At 49.0% G+C, this 18,682-nt stretch carries 13 protein-coding genes; 7 read left to right on the top strand and 6 right to left on the bottom strand.

Translation table 11 applies throughout. The annotated features are described in order from the left end of the window. The first annotated feature begins 13 nt into the window (after nucleotides 1-13). The 6 genes from K7B07_RS04540 (at nucleotide 14) to K7B07_RS04515 (ending at nucleotide 9,336) form a co-directional block, all read left to right on the top strand. On the top strand, nucleotides 14-994 hold the full coding sequence (locus K7B07_RS04540; RefSeq protein WP_223707834.1) for an NAD(P)-dependent oxidoreductase: 981 nt from the start codon (nucleotides 14-16) through the stop codon (nucleotides 992-994). Between the two features lie 2 nt (nucleotides 995-996). After that, nucleotides 997-2,442, top strand: a complete 1,446-nt coding sequence (locus K7B07_RS04535) for an FGGY-family carbohydrate kinase (RefSeq protein WP_223707833.1) — start codon at nucleotides 997-999, stop codon at nucleotides 2,440-2,442. Continuing rightward, nucleotides 2,443-3,897 carry an FGGY-family carbohydrate kinase gene (locus K7B07_RS04530; RefSeq protein WP_223707832.1) on the top strand — a complete coding sequence of 485 codons (1,455 nt, stop codon included), beginning with the start codon at nucleotides 2,443-2,445 and terminating at the stop codon, nucleotides 3,895-3,897. A gap of 91 nt (nucleotides 3,898-3,988) precedes the next feature. After that, on the top strand, nucleotides 3,989-4,591 hold the full coding sequence (locus K7B07_RS04525; RefSeq protein WP_223707831.1) for a histidine phosphatase family protein: 603 nt from the start codon (nucleotides 3,989-3,991) through the stop codon (nucleotides 4,589-4,591). A gap of 314 nt (nucleotides 4,592-4,905) precedes the next feature. After that, complete coding sequence (locus K7B07_RS04520) at nucleotides 4,906-6,099, top strand: hypothetical protein (RefSeq protein WP_223707830.1); 1,194 nt, start codon at nucleotides 4,906-4,908, stop codon at nucleotides 6,097-6,099. A gap of 225 nt (nucleotides 6,100-6,324) precedes the next feature. After that, a complete protein-coding gene (locus K7B07_RS04515) occupies nucleotides 6,325-9,336 on the top strand; it encodes a glycosyl hydrolase (RefSeq protein ID WP_223707829.1) in 3,012 nt (1,003 codons plus the stop codon). 5 nt (nucleotides 9,337-9,341) lie between these two features. On the opposite strand, the gene K7B07_RS04510 is transcribed toward K7B07_RS04515, so the two are convergent. From K7B07_RS04510 to K7B07_RS04490, 5 genes are all read right to left on the bottom strand, one after another. Next, nucleotides 9,342-10,787, bottom strand: coding sequence for a TolC family protein (locus K7B07_RS04510; RefSeq protein ID WP_223707828.1), 1,446 nt, complete (start codon nucleotides 10,785-10,787; stop codon nucleotides 9,342-9,344). Further along, nucleotides 10,777-13,941, bottom strand: coding sequence for an efflux RND transporter permease subunit (locus tag K7B07_RS04505; protein ID WP_223707826.1), 3,165 nt, complete (start codon nucleotides 13,939-13,941; stop codon nucleotides 10,777-10,779). Before K7B07_RS04505 ends, K7B07_RS04510 begins: the two co-directional genes overlap by 11 nt. An 83-nt stretch (nucleotides 13,942-14,024) precedes the next feature. After that, nucleotides 14,025-15,110, bottom strand: coding sequence for an efflux RND transporter periplasmic adaptor subunit (locus K7B07_RS04500; RefSeq protein ID WP_223707824.1), 1,086 nt, complete (start codon nucleotides 15,108-15,110; stop codon nucleotides 14,025-14,027). A gap of 133 nt (nucleotides 15,111-15,243) precedes the next feature. Further along, nucleotides 15,244-15,597: a hypothetical protein gene (locus tag K7B07_RS04495; protein ID WP_223707823.1), complete on the bottom strand. Its 354-nt coding sequence runs from the start codon at nucleotides 15,595-15,597 to the stop codon at nucleotides 15,244-15,246. 248 nt (nucleotides 15,598-15,845) lie between these two features. Then, complete coding sequence (locus K7B07_RS04490; RefSeq protein WP_223707821.1) at nucleotides 15,846-16,055, bottom strand: hypothetical protein; 210 nt, start codon at nucleotides 16,053-16,055, stop codon at nucleotides 15,846-15,848. Nucleotides 16,056-16,304: 249 nt separating this feature from the next. Here K7B07_RS04490 and K7B07_RS04485 point away from each other — a divergent pair, with 249 nt between their 5' ends. Further along, entirely contained in the window at nucleotides 16,305-17,726 is a 1,422-nt protein-coding gene (locus K7B07_RS04485; RefSeq protein ID WP_223707820.1) for a glycoside hydrolase family 125 protein, read from the top strand. A gap of 30 nt (nucleotides 17,727-17,756) precedes the next feature. On the opposite strand, the gene K7B07_RS04480 is transcribed toward K7B07_RS04485, so the two are convergent. Continuing rightward, nucleotides 17,757-18,464 (bottom strand): hypothetical protein, encoded by a 708-nt coding sequence (locus K7B07_RS04480; RefSeq protein WP_223707818.1) that lies wholly within the window; start codon nucleotides 18,462-18,464, stop codon nucleotides 17,757-17,759. Between the last annotated feature and the right edge of the window lie 218 nt (nucleotides 18,465-18,682).

Below are 18,682 nucleotides of genomic sequence, written 5' to 3'. Positions count from 1 at the left end.
CGAATCAATTTATATGACTATTTTAATTACAGCGCCGTATAACGAAGCGGGACGCAGGGAACTGGAAGCCCGCTTTGGAAAAGTGATTTACAAAGTATGGAAAGAGAACGGGCGCGCTTTTAATGCAGCAGAACTGGATCAGCTGCTGAACGAAACACAGGCGGATGCATTGATCACCGAACACGACGAGGTTACGGAAACCGTGATCCGCAATCATCCCGGGTTACGGTTTATCGGCGTGTGCCGGGGAACGCCATCAAATGTAGCCGTGAAAACCGCTGCTGAGCTGGGTATTGAAGTATTACATACACCTGCAAGGAATGCCCAGGCGGTGGCGGAACTGTTTGTGGCCAATGTGATCACTTTCCTGCGGAAGACCTTTCCGGCTACGGACTGGTTAAAACAGCGTAACTGGCAAAAAGGGGCGCACGCATCTTACCTGCAGTTCAAAGGAAATGAACTGGCGGGAAAAACGATCGGCATGGTTGGCTTTGGCGCGGTGGGGCAGCGGATCGCCACATTGACAAGGGCCTTTCCCTGTACGATACAATTTTATGATCCGTATCAGGAAAGTCCGGATCCGGCGTATAGCAGCACAAGTCTGGAAACTGTTTTTGAGACCAGCGATATCGTCTCGATACACCTGCCGGTAAATCCTTCTACCATTGGAATGATCGATAAAAAACTCATTGGAAAAATGAAGCCCGAAGCGATTTTCGTAAACACCGCCAGGGCCAGTGTGGTAAACCGGAATGACCTGCTGGATGCCGTTGAAGGCCACAGGATCCGGGGTGCCATTCTGGATGTATTTGACCATGAACCGCCGGATGATACCGATTACCGGCTGATCGATCATCCAAATGTACTGGCCACACCGCATACTGCAGGTGCAACCGATGAAGTGGAAGATCATCATGTTTCGATCCTTAATGAAAAATTATTGAACTGGGCGGAGAAGCAACCGGCCAATTCTTTACATTTATCAAATCAGTAATAATGGCTCAGACAAACGCACACCTCATCATCGATTTTGGCACCGGAAACCTGCGCGCAGCGGTAATTTCCGTCAATGGTGCTGTTCTGGGCGTGGCCCGGGAAGATATCCCTTATATAAGGGATGAGCGGTATGCCGATTCCATTTATTTTGACCCGGAGGTATTGTGGAATCAGATACTGGAGCTGGCCACCATAGCGCTGAAGCAGGCGGGATCTGTACAGATCCTGGCCATTACGGCAACCAGCCAGCGGGAAGGGATTGTGGTGCTGGATCAGGCCGGCACGCCTGTTGTGGGAATGCCCAATATTGATCACCGCGGGAGGGAATGGGAACATATCATCCCGGATAAAGAACCGGTATACCGGCTCGCGGGGCGTTATCCCACCTCGTTGTTTTCTGCATTTAAACTGGTAGGACTGCGGGAAGCGCGAAAAGAATGGTGGCAGCAGCTGGGTACGTTCCTCAGCATCAGCGACTGGGTGGAATATATGTTCTGCGGGATAGAACATTATGAACACTCACAGGCATCGGAGACCCTGCTGTATGATGTGGAGCAGCAGATCTGGTCGGAATCTTTATGCGAATTATTTTCATTTCCTTTTTCCTTATTGCCACCGCTAATGAGTTCGGGAACCGTGCTGGGAACGATCCGGCAGCCGCTGGCAGAAGCCCTGTCGATAGATCCTGAAGCAAAAGTGATCGTAGGAGGGGCTGATACGCAACTGGCGGTGCTCAGTACCCGCGCGTATGCAGGCGATATGGTGATCGTTTCCGGCACCACCACGCCAATCATAAAATTATCAGCAGCATACGATCTTGATGGACAACAACGGACCTGGACGGGAAGGTATATCGATGAAGACAGTTATATGGTGGAGGCCAATGCCGGCGTGACCGGGCTGAATTATCAGCGCCTCAAAAAAATATTTTATCCGAATGAAGGGTATGATGTCATTGAAGAAGAGCTGCGTTCGGTTACAGACTTTCAATGTGTGGCATCGCTGGGCTCGCTGGTGGCGGATGAAAAAAAGCCCCTGATCAAAGGCGGTTTTATTTTTAATACACCGGTCAATCATGAGTTGTCGCGGGCCGGCATGGTTTGGGCCACTTTATGGGACATCGCCTGCAGTATTTTTGAAAATTACAATACACTTATTTCCGTTACACCTAATAAGCAATCGTATATCTGGACCTGTGGCGGAGGTATGGAAAGCAGGATGCTCCGGCAGTTCATTGCCGATCTTACCGGCAAGGAAGTGCGCATCCGCGATAATTACCGGCACGCTTCGGTGGTGGGAGGCATGATGATCTGTAATAAGGCATTGGACATAGATGCGGAACAGACGGATGTGTATGAACAGGTGCAGCCTGCAGCAGGTGCGCAGCATATGCATTTTTACAAACGCTGGAAAGAGCACCGGGAATTGTTAAAGAAGATTTTTTAAATGAGTGAGGCATATTTTATTGGAATTGATCTGGGCACGCAGGGATTGCGCGTAGTGGTACTGGATGGGAAGGGAACAATTGTTGCCAGTGCAGAGCAGGGTTTCCCGTTGTCGCCGGAGATGCGCATGGAACAGGATGCTGATGAATGGTGGACGATCTGCAGGGCCTGCCTGGATAAGGCCATTGGCCAGCTGTCGCAGCAACAGCGGGCCCGTGTGCGTGCGGTGGCGGTTGATTCTACTTCCGGAACGGTTATTCCGCTTGATAAAGAGCAGCGCCCGTTACACCCTGCAATCATGTACAGTGATCAGCGTTCCGCTGTTCAGGCCCGATACTGCACTGATGCTGCGCGGCAGCATCAGTTGCATGGATTTACCGGCTTCAGTACTTCCACAGGATTGGCCAAGATGGTATGGTTCGCCGAGACCTACCCTGAAAAAGCGGCGCAACTCTTTCGATGGATCCATGCGGCGGATTTTATTACGGGAAAATTATGCGGCGTATGGAATGTTACGGATTATACCAATGTGCTGAAATCGGGATATGACCTGTCATTGTTGTGCTGGCCCGATTATATCAGCGACATATTGGGCGTAAAGAAAGAATGGTTACAGGAAGTGCAGCCATCCGGCACGGTTATCGGAAAGCTTACAGCAGACCTGGCACGCGGGCTGCGATTGCCTGCTGATGTAGCCGTTACAACAGGCATTACAGATGGGTGCGCATCGCAGGTAGCATCTGGTGCTATGAAACCGGGACAGTGGAATACGACCATTGGCACCACGCTTGTTATAAAAGGGGTATCGGTAAAAGAAATAAAAGATCCGCTGGACCGGCTGTACAATCACCGGCACCCTGCCGGCTACTGGATGCCGGGAGGCGCGGGAAATATAGGCGCCGACTGGGTTTCCGCCGGATTTAAAGAGGGGCTGGCGCATTATAATGCCGTTGCAGCTTCATTAACACCGACCGGTCAGATCGCCTATCCGTTGATCCAGAAGGGAGAGCGGTTCCCGTTTGTGGCGCCCGGGGCGGAAGGCTTTGGTCCCGGAGAAGTATCCAAAGAAGTATTATATACGGCCAATATGGAAGGGGTGGCATTTGCCGAACGGTATGCTTACGAGCTGATCCAGGACCTTTCGGGAGAGAAAGTGGAAGCCATTTATACAGCAGGAGGGGCCAGCAACAGCGACAGCTGGCTGCAGATCCGTAGCGATGTATTGCAAAAACCGGTGTGCAAAATGAAATATGTATCGGGTGCGGTGGGTGCGGCAATTGTGGCCGCATCGAATACCGGCTTCAATGATATTACAGAAGCAACGGCCGCACTGACACAGGCGGAAAAATGGGTGACGCCGCGAACTGCATTGAAACAGCCATACAATGATCAGTATGGCCGGTTTCTGGAGATAATGGAAGAACGGAAATTTATAAATAAGGCAGAGCAGGGATAATGCAATTTTTTAAACCGCTTAATGGAGCAAGTACGATCTTTCCGGTGAGAAAAAAAGAAGGAACTTCAGATTTGTATAAAATAAAAAAAGGATGCTAAAAGTGATTTTATTGCGGCATGGTGAAACAGCTTATAATGCTGATGGTAACCGGTATTGCGGCAGAACGGATATAGGACTTACAGAAAAAGGAACCGCGCAGGCCCGTAAAGTATTTGAAGCGCTGAAAGGCATATCGGTTGATGCCGTCTATTCATCACCCTTGCAGCGGGCCCGGGCAACTGCGGCTATCGCCTCCGGCGACCATGCTGTAATAACGGACGAACGCCTTATTGAAGCTGATTTCGGCCTGTGGGAAGGAAAAACAAAAGAAGAGTTCAATGCGGAAAACCCCGCACTTTGGGCACAATGGATGAACGACCCTGAAGTGGCGAGGGCCGGTGGTACAGGAGAAACCGGCGGCGAAATTGTAAAGCGGGTGAATGATTTTTTTGAGGAACTGCATCGCCGGCATAACGGACAGCTGGTGATAGTAGTGGCACACAATGGCATCAACCGGTTATACCTGGCTAAAAAAATGGGAATGCCATTGTCCAATTACCGTCGCTTCGATATGGAAAATTCTGCGGTGTCTTATTTTGAGCTGGATGATGAGAATGTACTGACACTAAAAAAATTAAATGCGACGGCACTCTGAGTACCTGTTAACGGTAATAACGTTATGCCGGGCGCAACATAATGGTCCTGATAAATCGAATCGGCGTCAGGCTAATAGTAGCCGTTAAAATGCAGCAGCGCACCGGGAATAGCATAAGTGACTGTGCAGGCGCTGCGCCTGGTTTAACTGACAAATTGTAAGAGAGAGGCCGGTCTGCCCGGCATTTCAGCCGAATGGGGGGTTTCTTGTCTTGACGCCTATACAATAAACCGGATGAAGGACTGCTGAATGGTTAGATGTGGCAGGTAGCGCATCTTAAATAGTTAAATTCAAAACCGTAATCATTTATAGTAATGAATATTCGTAATAAATGGCTGCTCTGTTTTATTCTTGTTGCTTTATGGAGTTGCAGCAGTGCTCAGAAAGGCCGGCACTCCAAAAACGAAAAAGAGCCGTTCTCCATAAACGATCTTCCCCGTCGCATCTACCGGGAAGAAGGGAACTTTCATGTACAGGGTGTTGCTGTTGACATAAAACGCGGATATGTCTATTTTTCATTTACAACAAGCCTGGTAAAAACCAACCTGCAGGGAGAAATCATCGGGAGTGTGGATGGGTTCATTGGCCACCTGGGTTGTCTGGACATCAATCCGGAAGACGGACGTATCTATGCTTCGCTGGAATATAAGAATGATAATATTGGCAAAGGAATTCTGAAAGGATTGGGAAGCGGGGCACAGTCCATCCAAAATGAAGAAAGCTCTTTCTATATCGCGATTTTTGACGGGGAAAAGATAAACCGGCCGGGTATGAATGCAGAAACCAATAACATCATCCATACCGTTTATCTGAAAGAGGTGGCGGATGATTATAAGGCAACGGTTAAAAACAGGGGAAAAGAGGTGGAGCACCGCTATGGATGCAGTGGTATCGATGGCATTGCTTTTGGTCCGCAGTTCGGGAAGGAAAAGGGCCGGAACTTCTTAAACCTGGCTTACGGTATATACGGGGATACTTCCCGTACGGACAATGATTACCAGGTGATCCTACAATACGATGCCGGCAGCCTCCGGCAATATGAGCGGCCGTTATCGCAAAGCGGGTTTAATAAAACAGGACCGGCCCGCCCGCTGAACAAGTACTTTCTTTACACGGGGAACACCTCTTATGGCATTCAGAACCTTGAATATGACATCCGCACCGGATATTGGTTTGCTGCTGTTTATACCGGAAAGAAAACACCATTTCCCAATTACAGTCTGTTTGCAATAGACGGCTCCGGAAGCCCGGTGTCACAGGTGTTAAAAGGATTTGACAATGGAGAAAAAGGCAATGTGCTACAGCTGGCGGCAGCCGGGAAGTACGATGAAAAAAGCGGTGTGCGTGGTTGGGATTATGAATGGGGTGCTACCGGCATGCATTCCCTGGGTAACGGGTATTTCTATATTTCCCGGAACGGAGTGACCAAAAATAAAAAACAGTATTGCGATCTCCGTTTGTATCGCTGGACGGGACAGGTATCGGCTCCGTTTGAAGAAGTAAAATAACAACCGGCGCTGCCCCGGCATAGTGGATTTATACATGCAATCGGAGGGGATCAAAAGTCATTGCTGCTATCCGGAACTTGTTTCAGAAGCTGTTATCAAAAGATAACTTTTGAGAAGCCGGCCCGCTGCTGTGGTATATATCCACAGGTCATAAACAGATTTTTGTTCAGCTCAAATAAATCGTCTGACCCATTCACAGTATATAAACTTCAATATAAAACGGCCATGCAATTAAAAAGAAGGAGTTTCTTAAAGATCAGCGGATTGGCGGGTTTTCATATGGTAATGGTGCATAAGCTGCCGCTGGCGGGTATGACGGAGATGGGTACAACGGATTCGTTGTTCAACGATTTTGTATCTCCGCCTGCGAAGTCGGGTTCTTCCTGCTACTGGTGGTGGTTTAACGGACTCGTGGATCAGGAGGGCATCCGGAGGGATCTTGAAGCGTTCAAAGCAAAGGGGATGAGTGGCGTACTGCTGGTGAATTCATCGGATGGATTGGGTGGCGCCCGTATCCCGCAGGGTGCAAAATTCCTTTCTGAAGAGTGGAGGGAGCTGTATCGCTTTGCCATGAAAGAAGCCAAGCGGCTGGGTATTGAGGTCGGCATCAATCTCAGTTCCGGATGGTGCATGGGTGGGCCGTGGATCAGGCCGGAAAACGCCGGCCGGTGGTACCTCCAATCAACGCAGGAGCTGAAAGGTCCGCAACAATTCAATGGTGTCCTGCCACTGCCGGGCAACCGCGCGGGATATGACAACGTGTTTAATCCTCCGGGATATAAAGAATACATCGATCTTCCTTTGTCAGCGCTGGATTACCGGGATACGGCGGTTGTAGCCATCCGTACATCCGGGAAGGAACATAAAATAACCGGCAGCCGTGCCGCATTGCTCGAAGCGAAGACCAACCGGAAAGATGCCAGCAATTTTGCAAAGTCCTTTGAAATCACCGGTCCGGTTCAAACACCCTGGACGAATGAGCCCGGTGATGCGGCGATCGCCCTGACCGATGTGATCGATCTTACAGACAAGATGGATGCTACGGGACGGCTGCACTGGGAGGTGCCGCCGGGTACCTGGACGATCGTGCGTACCGGCCATCGTATGACCGGATCAAAACTGATGATCGCCCAGCCGGAAGCGGACGGGTTGTCTATTGACTGGTTTGATAAAAAAGGTGTTGAGTTGCAGTTTGAGCACCTGGGCAAAGTGTTCATTGATGAAGCTGCAAAAGTAGGGACAAAGCCCGCGTATTTTTGCGACGACAGTTTTGAAGACGGGTTCCCGAACTGGACCGGACTTATTCTTGAAAAGTTCCGGCACTACCGGGGGTATGATGCCACATCCTATTTGCCCGTACTCTCCGGTTATGTTATCGGCAGCGCCGAAATATCGGACCGCTTTTTGAACGACTACAGACGAACGATTGCGGATTGCATGGCCGATGAACATTACGGGCATTTTGCAGCACTTTGTCACCAGCACGGAATGCTGGTACAAAATGAGGCCGCGGGCCCCAGCCGTTCGGGTACGATCTGTATGGATGGATTAAAAAACCTGGGCCGCAGCGACCTGCCCATGGGTGAATTCTGGCTGGCGCCAAAGCATGAAGATCAGGAAAATTTAACGGATGATAAATCCTATGGGGTATCCCGGCTGGATTTCGGACAGAATAAGGTAACAAAGATGACCGCTTCCGCGGCACATATCTATGGCCGTAAACTGGCGTCAGCAGAGGCCTTCACCAGCTTCCGGCACTGGACCGATTATCCGGGATCCCTGAAGCAGGCGCTGGACCGCGCTTTCTGCGAAGGGATCAACCGTGTTGTGATCCATACTTCCACTGCTACAAGGCCAAAAGACGGATTACCAGGTTATGAGTATGGTGCAGGAACGCATTTTAATCCCAACGTGACCTGGTGGGAATTTTCGGCACCTTTCTTTTCGTATATCGCGCGCAGTCAGCACCTGCTGCGGGCCGGGCACTTTGTGGCAGATCTGTTATTCTATAACGGTGATATCGCGCCGAATCTGGCAGCGCAAAAAAATATATACCCCACATTGGGTAAGGGCTATGATTATGATGTCTGTAATACAGAAGTGCTTTTGGGCCGCGTAAGCGTACGTAACGGAAGACTGGTGCTGCCGGATGGAATGCAATACCGGATACTGGTGTTGCCGGAAAGTGATCGTATGCCGGTTGCGGTATTAAAAAAAATAATAATGCTTTTGGAAGCAGGAGCGCTGGTAATAGGTGCTCCGCCGCAGACCGATTGCGGTCTGACGGATTATCCGCACTGCGATGCGGAGATCCGGCGGCTGGCAAAAATATTATGGAAGATGCCGGTTGCAGACAAAGGTATTGAAACGGGAAAGGGGCGTCTGTTCTATCCCGGATCCATACGGGCAGTATTACAGGATATCGGTTGTGTACCGGATTTTGAAGTGACTGATGAAAAGGCATGGATCGATTTTATACATCGCACTACGGATGAAGCTGAGATCTACTTCATCACCAACCGGAAAAAAGAACATGCCCGGGCAGATTGCCTGTTCCGTGTAACCGGCCGCCACCCGGAGATCTGGGATCCTGTTTCGGGGAAGCGGTGGCGTCCCGTATACAAGCCGGAAGACGGACGTATTAAAATCACATTGGAGCTTGACCGGTTTCAATCTCTGTTCATCGTGTTTCCCAAAGTAAAGACAAAAGGGCTTTCTGTGGCAACGCCGAATGCGTGGCAACCCGCCAACGGTTTTCATAAACTACAGGAGCTCTCCGGTTCCTGGCAGCTTGCGTTTGACCCCGAATGGGGAGGCCCCGCATCCATTGTTTTTGAAGAACTGCAGGACTGGATCCGGCATCCGGATCCGGGTATCCGCTATTACTCCGGCAAGGCTGTTTACCGCAAGCAGTTTTCCTTCGATGATGCATTACCGGCCAGCGCTTTATTCATCGATCTCGGGATCGTAAAAAATATCTGCCGGGTATGGCTGAACGGAACCGATATGGGGGTCGTATGGACGGCACCCTGGCGGGTGGAGGTGACCGGTAAACTAAAACAGGGGAACAATGATATCCGCATCGAAGTGATTAATCTCTGGCCCAACCGGCTGATTGGTGATGCAGGCTTACCCGCTGAACAGCGAAGAACGAATACTAATATCCCGTTTAAAAAAGAAGACCCGCTGTTACCTTCGGGGCTGCTGGGGCCGGTAACGCTTACCACGCTTTCCTGATCGCTCTATCCGGCTCCGCCGCCCAATGCCTTGTAAAGCTGGATCAATACATGCGCCTGATCCCGCCGGGCTTTAAGCAGGTCGAGGTCTGCGGTGATCTTGCTTTTCTGTGCGGCAATGATCTCCAGGTAAGTGGCATATGCCGTTACATACAGATCATTGGATACTTCGATGCCTTTGCCAAGGGCTTCCACCTCTTTGTGCTTCTCCGCCAGTATCTTTTCATTGTTGTCAATATAGCTCAGCAAGGTCCTTACTTCCTGAAAAGCTTTATTGATCGTTTTCTGATAATTCAGAAATGCAATCTCCTGTTCCGCTGTTGCGATATTGAAGTTTGCTTTTAGCTGTTTTTTCTGAAACACCGGTGCACTGATGCCGCCCAGCAGCTGGGTGGCGATGGAAGTGGGGTTAAAAAACTGGGCAGCATTAAAGGACTGCAACCCCGCCGTGGCAGCCAGGTTTACAGTCGGAAAAAATGCCGCGCGGGCTGCCAGTGCATCGGCATGACTGGCCTGGAGCTCATGATAAGCCGCCCTGATATCCGGCCGGTATTGCAATAATTGCTGCGGATGACCATGTTCCGCCAGGTAGCGGATGGCTTTTATGTCGATAGTTGTACTACGTTCAACAGTGCCGGTATAGCTGCCGGTAAGCTCCAGGAGCTTATTTTCTGTTGCGGTAATTTCCTGCCGGACGCCGTAAAGCGTCGCTTTGGTATTGGCCAGCTGGGCATCAAATTGCTGTACGGCGAGTTCCGTTGCCCGCCCCACTTCTTTATGGATCTTTACGATCTCAAGTGCCCGGTGCTGCAGTTCTATGTTCTCATTCAGAATGGCCACTTCCCGGTCGAGCATGATCAGTTCGTAATACAGGGTTGCGGTATGTGTGATAAGTGCTGCTGTCAGCAGGTCTTTTCCCTGCCGGGTGGCCAGGAACCGTTCGCGCGCTGCCTGTTGCAGATTGCCCAATTTGCCCCAAAGATCAATTTCCCATGAGGCGCTTAATCCCAGCCAGTAATCCGGAGTAATGACCGTAGGAATGCGCTGGCTGTTTTCTATATTGGAGGAGAGGTTCGTATCAAAATTGCCGACCCCTTCCATGGTATGTTTGCCATAATGCGTTCCGGAAGCACGCAGGCCGGCAGTTACGGATGGCAGCAGGGCCCCGCGCCTGGCTTCAAGATAGGCGTCAGCAATTTTTATCTGTGCTGCGGCGATCCGGGTATCGAGATTATGAGCCAGTACATGGTCGATGAGTGCCACCAGGTGTTTGTCGTTAAAGAAGTTCCTGAACTGCAGACGGGCCACACTAATGCTGTCGCCGGCTGTTTGAGTATACTGATCAGGAAGCGGCGCGGCCTGTTTGACCGCGGTTGTTTTGGGAACGGCACAACCAATGGAAAGAATGGAAACAGCCAGGGCCGACAGGAATTTATTGTTGTTAATTTTCATTGTCAATAATTTTTATATCAGATTTCTGAAGAGGGATATCGGTAGCCTGCTTTTTTCCACGCTCCGACAAAGAAGCAAAAAGTACATAGAGGCCGGGTATGATAAGCAGACCGAATATTGTACCGATCAGCATTCCTCCTGCAGCTGCCACACCGATAGAACGGTTGCCCATTGCGCCGGCGCCGGTAGCCATACATAAGGGGATCAGACCCGCTACAAAAGCAAAAGAGGTCATCAGGATCGGACGCAATCGCTGCGCGGCACCTTCTATGGCGGCCTGTAATACCGGATAGCCTTCTTTGCGCCGCTGGATCGCAAATTCAATGATCAGAATAGCGTTCTTGCCCAGCAACCCGATCAGCATTACCAGTGCTACCTGTGCATAGATATTATTATCCAATCCTGCCAGCTTAAGGAAAAAGAAGGAGCCGAATATACCGGCCGGTAAACTCAGGATAACCGGTAAGGGAAGTAAAAAGCTCTCATACTGTGCGGCAAGCAACAGGTATACAAACAATAAGCAAAGCGCAAAGATGTATACGGCCTGGTTCCCGGAAAGAATTTCTTCCCGTGTCATCCCGCTCCAGTCAAAATCATAACCACGGGGCAGTTTTTCCGCCGCCACTTTTTCAACCGCCCGGATGGCATCGCTGCTGCTGTAACCGGGGGCAGCTTCTCCGTTGATCATGGCCGAAGTGTACATGTTGTAGCGGGTCAGCTGTTCCGGTCCGTAAACCCGTTCCATACGTATAAACGAAGAATAGGGTACCATTTCGCCATTGCTGTTCTTGACATACTGATGAAGTACATCTGCCGGTTCTGCGCGGAACTGCGGGCCGGCCTGTACCATTACTTTATACATCTGGTTGAAGCGGATAAAATTGGTGGCATAGTAACTGCCCAGCAATGTTTGGAGGGTATTCATCGCATTGTCTACCGTTACATTTTTCTTTGCCGCCATATCATAATCCACGTGGATCAGGTATTGGGGAAAGGAAGCATCAAAGCTGGTAAAAACATTGTTCACTTCTTTTGTACTGTCAATCGCTTGCACAAATGCCTTGGTGATTTCAGATGTTTCCGTAATGTCTTCCCCGCCTCTGTTCAGCAGCCGCAGCTCAAACCCGCTTGTATTTCCAAAGCCCGGCACCGTAGGTGGTGCAAACACTTCGATCGATGCATCCGTGAGCTTCGCGGTCTGCGCTTCGATGGCATCAATGATCTGGTCCACGCTTTTTTTGCGTTCCTTCCATGACCTGAGATTGATCATGCCCATGCCATAAGAAGCGCCGGCGATCTCATTGGTCAGACTGTATCCGGCAAGGGTGGTTACGCTTTCCACTCCCTCGATATCCTTTGTTACAGCATTGAGTTCATCCAGTACTTTTTCAGTGCGTTCCACAGTAGCCCCCTGCGGCGTTGTAACATTTACATAGATCATTCCCTGATCCTCCGTGGGAATAAACCCTCCGGGAAGGACCGCTCCCGCACCCCAGGTGGCAAGGAAGAACAGCGCCAGCATCCCCAGCGTGACTATACGCCGCCCGGCTATTTTACCCAGAATACTGCGGTATTTGTTTGTCGTTTTATCAAATCCTTTATTAAAGGCATTAAAGAACCGGCCCATCCATCCCCGTTTACGGGGTCCGTTATGCTTCAGCATCAGGGCGCAAAGGGCAGGAGTGAGGGTCAGTGCATTGATGCCGGAGATCACAATAGAGAAGGCCAGTGTTAATGAGAACTGACGGTAAAATACGCCCACAGGACCGCTTAAAAAAGCAACGGGCACAAACACGGCAGACATAACCAGGGTAATGGCAATGATGGCACCGGTAATCTCCTTCATTGCTGCTATCGTAGCTTCAAGTGGTGGAAGATGTTCCTCCTCCATTTTTACATGGACGGCCTCCACGACGACAATCGCATTGTCCACAACAATTCCAATGGCAAGGACCAGGGCAAATAAGGTAAGCAGGTTGATGGAAAAGCCCAGTAACAGCATAAAGGCAAGGGTGCCCACCAATGCCACGGGCACAGCCAGTACCGGGATCAGGGTAGATCTCCAGTCCTGGAGAAAGATGAATACGACGATGGCCACCAGCACAAATGCTTCCACAAGTGTTGTAAGTACGGCATTGATAGATGCATCAAGAAAACGGGAAACATCATAAGCCATGCTGTAATTCATGCCGGGAGGGAAACTGGAGGCTTTGAGCTCCTCCATTTTCAGCTTGATGTTATCGATCACATCGCTGGCATTGGATCCGGGCCGTTGTTTGATCATAATGGAAGCTGCGGGTTTGCCATCACTTTTTGATACCATGCTGTAGCTCATGGCGCCAAACTCCACATCCGCCACGTCTTTTAATTTAAGAATGGAACCATCGCTGTTAGAGCGGATGGCAATGTTCTCATATTGCCGGGGTTCCGAGAATTTCCCGGTGTAACGCAGCACATATTGCAGTGCATTTTTTGTTTTGCCGGAGCTCTCACCGGTCTTGCCCGGAGCGGCAGAGACATTCTGGTTCCGCAACGCAGTGATCACTTCATCGGTGGATACGTTGTAGGCAAATAATTTTTCAGGGTTCAGCCATACCCGCATGGCATAATCTTTATACCCCATGATCTCCGCACGGCCTACCCCGTCGATCCGTTTCAGCTCTTTCAGGATGTTGATGTCGGTGAAGTTGTAGATGAAGTCCTCATCGGCAGCTTCATCCGTGCTGGTGATGTTCAGGTACATCAGCATACTGTTCACTTCTTTTTCGGTGGTAACACCTGCTTTGATCACTTCTTCCGGCAGTTCATCCAGTACGGTGGTGACCCGGTTTTGTACATTCACTGCTGCCACATCAGGGTCGGTGCCTACTTTAAAATAAACGGTGATCATCGTAACACCGTCGTTACCGGATACCGTGGACATATAGGTCATGCCGGGAACCCCATTGATAGCGCGTTCCAGCGGAACGGCAACGGCGTCCACGGAAACTTCGGCATTGGCACCGGTATAGCGCGCCGTTACGGAAACGGAGGGCGGAACGATATCCGGGAATTGTGTGATGGGTAAACTGAACAATGCCAGTACACCGATGAGCGTGATAAAAATAGAAAGCACCAGCGAAAGGACCGGCCTTCTTATAAACGTTTCAACCATAGTTTTATAGATTCAGATGGTGTAATAAAGTTTTGGCAGCCAGGGGAGCCCGGCTGATAATACAATGAATAACGGCATTGCAGCTATCCTTTAGGAGTGATCCTTTCACCTTCACGAATGCTCTTGATGCCTTCGTAAACGATGCGGTCATTAGCATCCAGTCCTCCGGAAATTACGTAGTAATCTGCCAGGCGCTGATCGATACGGATGCTTCTCATCCGGGCAATATTATTCTGATCCAACACGAAAACGTAATTCTTATCCTGTATTTCAAAAACCGTTTTCTGCGGAAGCAGGATCGCGTTTTGCAGCGGCCTTGTGATCAGTAGTTTGCCGGAAGCGCCATGGCGCAGGGTTTTCTCAGGATTGCTAAAACGGGCTTTATAGGCGATGTTGCCGGTATTTTCGTCAATTTCACTTTCCGCGCTTTCGAGCTGACCATTATAGGGATAACGGGTGCCATCGGGTAATATCAGGTTGATGGAAGTGATCTGCTGTGCACTGTTTCCGCTGAGCAAGGTCCGGAAGTATTCATTCTCTGAAATATTAAAATAGGCAAATACGGTACCGATGTCGGATATAGTGGTCAGTAGCGAACCGGTGGTAACCAGGCTGCCCTCTTTAAAAGGGATACGGTCTACCACGCCGTCAAAGGGTGCGGCGATACTGGTATAGGAGATCCGCTGTTGTACCGCATTTTTATCTGCCAGTGCCACATCTGCTTTTGCAAGCAAGGCTTTATATTTTGCAGTGACCAAGTCCAGCTCTGTTTTGGTGATAACTTTTTTATCTACCAGCATTTGTACCCGGTCTACTTCCACCTGGGCCACTTTTGCATCGGCTACCGCACTTTTGTAGGCCGCGGCTGCTTTGTTGAGCTCGATCCGCAGTTCGCTGTCGTTGATTTTAAACAACACCTGTCCCTTGCGCACCTGTTGCCCTTCCCGGATATAGATTCTGTCAAGTAATCCGTCAATGCGGGGATGGAGTTCGATATTGCGTCCCGCCTGTATATTGGCCACATAAGAGATCGAAAGCGTGGTATCGCGCGGCTGAACGGTAACTACAGGGTATTCTTTATCGCCGGAGCTGTTGTTCCCCTGGGAGTTGCTATGACAGGCGGCAATGGTTGTAATAAGGAGTCCGTAAAAAATATAATTTTTTATCATGATGATCAGTTAATTTAATAAAATAGGGATGATACCTGAAATGAGGATCAGTGGTGCATTAGATGAAATTATGCACTTTCCGTTCCGTTGCAGTTACAGCAACAGACAGGTAATAAAACAAATATCGAAATTGCTAAAAGAGGTAGTAGAGAAAGAGATTGCCGTAGCCGGGTTCTTGCAGCGGGGTCGGGCTCAGGTGCTTCCATGCAGGAAGTAGTACATTAAAATGAAAAAGGGGCAGGGAAAGGATGCTGTAGAATGTTCGCTGTGAAAGCTGGTCTGCCCGGTTGATGAAATGATTACAGAACCGGTTGATGATGATATGATCCCCCGCATCCTGTGTATTATTCTTATGTTGCTGCTGTTGCCGGTCTTTTACTGCTGAATTGCATACATTGCTTTTAACAGGAGCGAACGCTTCGATCGTATCGGAACTACTTCCAATGAACAAGATAAAGAAAGCAAGTATATGGGCGAATTTTCTCATTTTCCCCTGGGTGCGTAACAATTTAAATTTCAGTAAAAGCTTGCAGATGGCGCGAAGTAAGGGAATAATTAAGTAAAATGCAACAAAAGCAGTTTAAAAAAATATTAAAATAGCTTCGCCCATTCATACAGCCTTTTTACGCAGTTGCTAACAAAATAGCGTGAAAAAAGTTTAAAAAAATAAAAAATGCAGCGACTGATAAGCGAAAGCGGATTATTGATAGGAGGAGCGGGTTGTTTTTACTGCTGTCAATCTTTCAGCACCTGGTTGGCTGTTTCCAGGTCCTTTGAAAAGATCTTTACTTCAATACCAGCCAGGGGTGTCATACCTACTACGTCCATATCGTCAATGGTAGCAGTGATACCGGCTTCCTCTAATTTTTCTTTTGCAGAAACAGCTGTTGCGATATCATTATAGGTTCTTACAACAACAATGGCGTCCTTATTATGATCGGTCATAAGAGTGGATTTACTTTAAAAGTACAACAAATCGCTGATATAAAGGCGGGCCACGAAGGCGCGAAGAAACAACAAAGGGTTAGAGTTCGTAATACTTTAGGTCCTGGAGCCCTGGTGGCAATAAAGGATCAGTATTTCTGTGTCTCAGCGGCAAAAATCAGCTGTTGCCACTTTACCCGAGTTATTGAAAAATGGATTAGCTTTACAGGTATATAATAAACCATTGCTTCATTTAAGTATACATCAACTATGAACCGTAAGACCTTTTTACAGCATACCAGCGTGCTGAGCGCCGGACTGGCATTGAATCATTTTTCTTTTGCCCAAAGCAAAAACGATTTTCCTTTGGTACGGGTTTCCGAAAGTGAGCGGCATTTTAAAAGCGCCGCAATTGAAAACGCGATCAAGGCATTTCAGTCGAAAGTAAAAAGTAAAGAACTGGGCTGGTTGTTCAACAATTGTTTTCCCAATACACTGGACACAACGGTTTTTTATACTGAAAAGGACGGAAAACCGGACACCTACGTTATTACCGGCGATATTGATGCCATGTGGCTGCGCGACAGCTCCGCACAGGTGTATCCTTATTTACAGTTTACGAAACAGGACCAGGCGCTGCATAAGCTGATTGCGGGTGTGATCCGTAAGCAAACCCATTTTATTTTGAAAGATCCGTATGCCAATGCTTTTTATAATGATGACAGCAAAGTAAGTGAATGGAAGGAAACGGATAACACCGATATGAAACCCGGTATACATGAACGGAAATGGGAGATCGATTCATTGTGTTATCCCATCCGGCTGGCCCATCGTTTCTGGAAGGAAACAGGAGATACCACACCTTTTGATGCTACATGGAAGGAAGGTATTGCCCTTACATTGAAAACCTTTAAAGAACAACAGCGTAAGGAAGGGCCCGGTCCTTATAAGTTTGAACGGAAAACTTCCTGGGCTACAGACGGCATCCCGATGGGGGGCTATGGCTACCCGGTAAAACCCGTGGGGCTGATCTGTTCCATGTTCCGGCCAAGCGATGATGCTACTATTTTCGCTTATCTGATCCCCTCCAACCTGTTTGCCGTGGTAAGTTTGCGACAAGCTTCAGAAATGGTGGGCAAGATTTCAGGAGATGCCCGGCTGGCGAATGAACTCACGCAATTGGCAGATGAGGTGGAAACTGCTGTAAAAAAATATGCAATCATTACACATCCGCAATACGGAAAAATGTACGCCTATGAGGTAAACGGCTATGGCAGCCATATATTGATGGACGATGCCAACGTTCCCAGTCTGCTGGGACTGCCCTACCTGGGTGCAGTAAAGAATACAGACCCCTTGTATAAAGCTACACGTAATTATGTATGGTCATCCGAGAATCCGTTCTTCTTTAGAGGTTCGGCGGCTGAAGGTATTGGCGGTCCGCATATTGGTAAAGACATGATCTGGCCCATGAGCATCACCATGAAAGCACTTACCTCCAATGATGACAAGGAAATCCGCTGGAGTATCAGCACCCTTCAAAAAACACACGGCGATACCGGCTTTATGCATGAGTCTTTTCATAAGGATGATCCGAAGAAGTTCACCCGGAAATGGTTTGCCTGGTCCAATACCCTGTTCGGCGAATTGCTCTGGAAGACCTTTAATGAGCGTCCGGCACTGTTGGGATAGCCGTCGTAAAGCGATTTCCGGTGCTATGTTTTAACGCATGATCGTTCCGTCAGGATTAAGTACCTGTATCCGGGGCTGCTTGTCCTTGTCAATAAAGATCTTGATGCGGGGTTTGCCATCCTGGTCCTTAATGAAAAGCCCCATTTCTTTTTCATAGGTCTGGCCGATGAACAGGCGGTCCTGCATCAGCAGGCTGTCTTTCAGCATTTGTTCATAGGCTTTATCCTGTTCTTCCCTGGTGGGGAGTTGTTTTAAGGCCTTGAACCGGCGCAGGCGCTCATCAAAGGTATTTTCTTTGGGATAATCCCAGAGCTGTAATCCATATTTCCGGCGCTGTTTCTGAGGATTCTCTGAATATTGAAGTTGCATGACCTGGTCATCCCCGAACTTATCTACCGAGAGGAAAAGACCGGCATCCTTATCATTGCCATTATACACAAGCCCGCCACATTCGTCGCCGGCTTCATTAAAAAAAATGATGCCGGCAGGCCGTTCACGTGCAGGCAGCTGCTGCCCGTTCATTCTGCCCGGGTGCTGGCGGTGCTCGTTGCTGACGACCATGCGAAGGGCGCCGTCTTCGTCTACTATATTTATACGTTTTACAGTGAGCTCATCCGTCGTCTGACGGAGGGTGGCCCGGCGAAAGGATGTGAATGCCAGGAAACCGCATACAGCGGTGATTGCGATTACGTAGATGATTAAGAAACGTAGTTTTTTTTCCAGTTTACCGGTTGTCATAGTTATCTGTTTAGCATTAATAAGAGGGTTCAGCGATTGACGCTTTTATGCAGCCTTACCTGGCTGGAGTGCCGGGATGTATAAAAATAATAAAAAAAAACGCAACAGGCGTCAGCTACAGCCCGGCCGGCTTCTACTCCTGAAAACTATCGCGGATATCTCTTCTCTTTTGTAGCTTTGGTGTAGCCTGGTACCGTTTTTCAGGCAGGGTCGTTATT

Origin of the sequence: Niabella beijingensis (assembly GCF_020034665.1) — a bacterium.
Lineage (GTDB): Bacteria > Bacteroidota > Bacteroidia > Chitinophagales > Chitinophagaceae > Niabella > Niabella beijingensis.
This window is presented reverse-complemented; position numbering and strand designations above follow the sequence as displayed.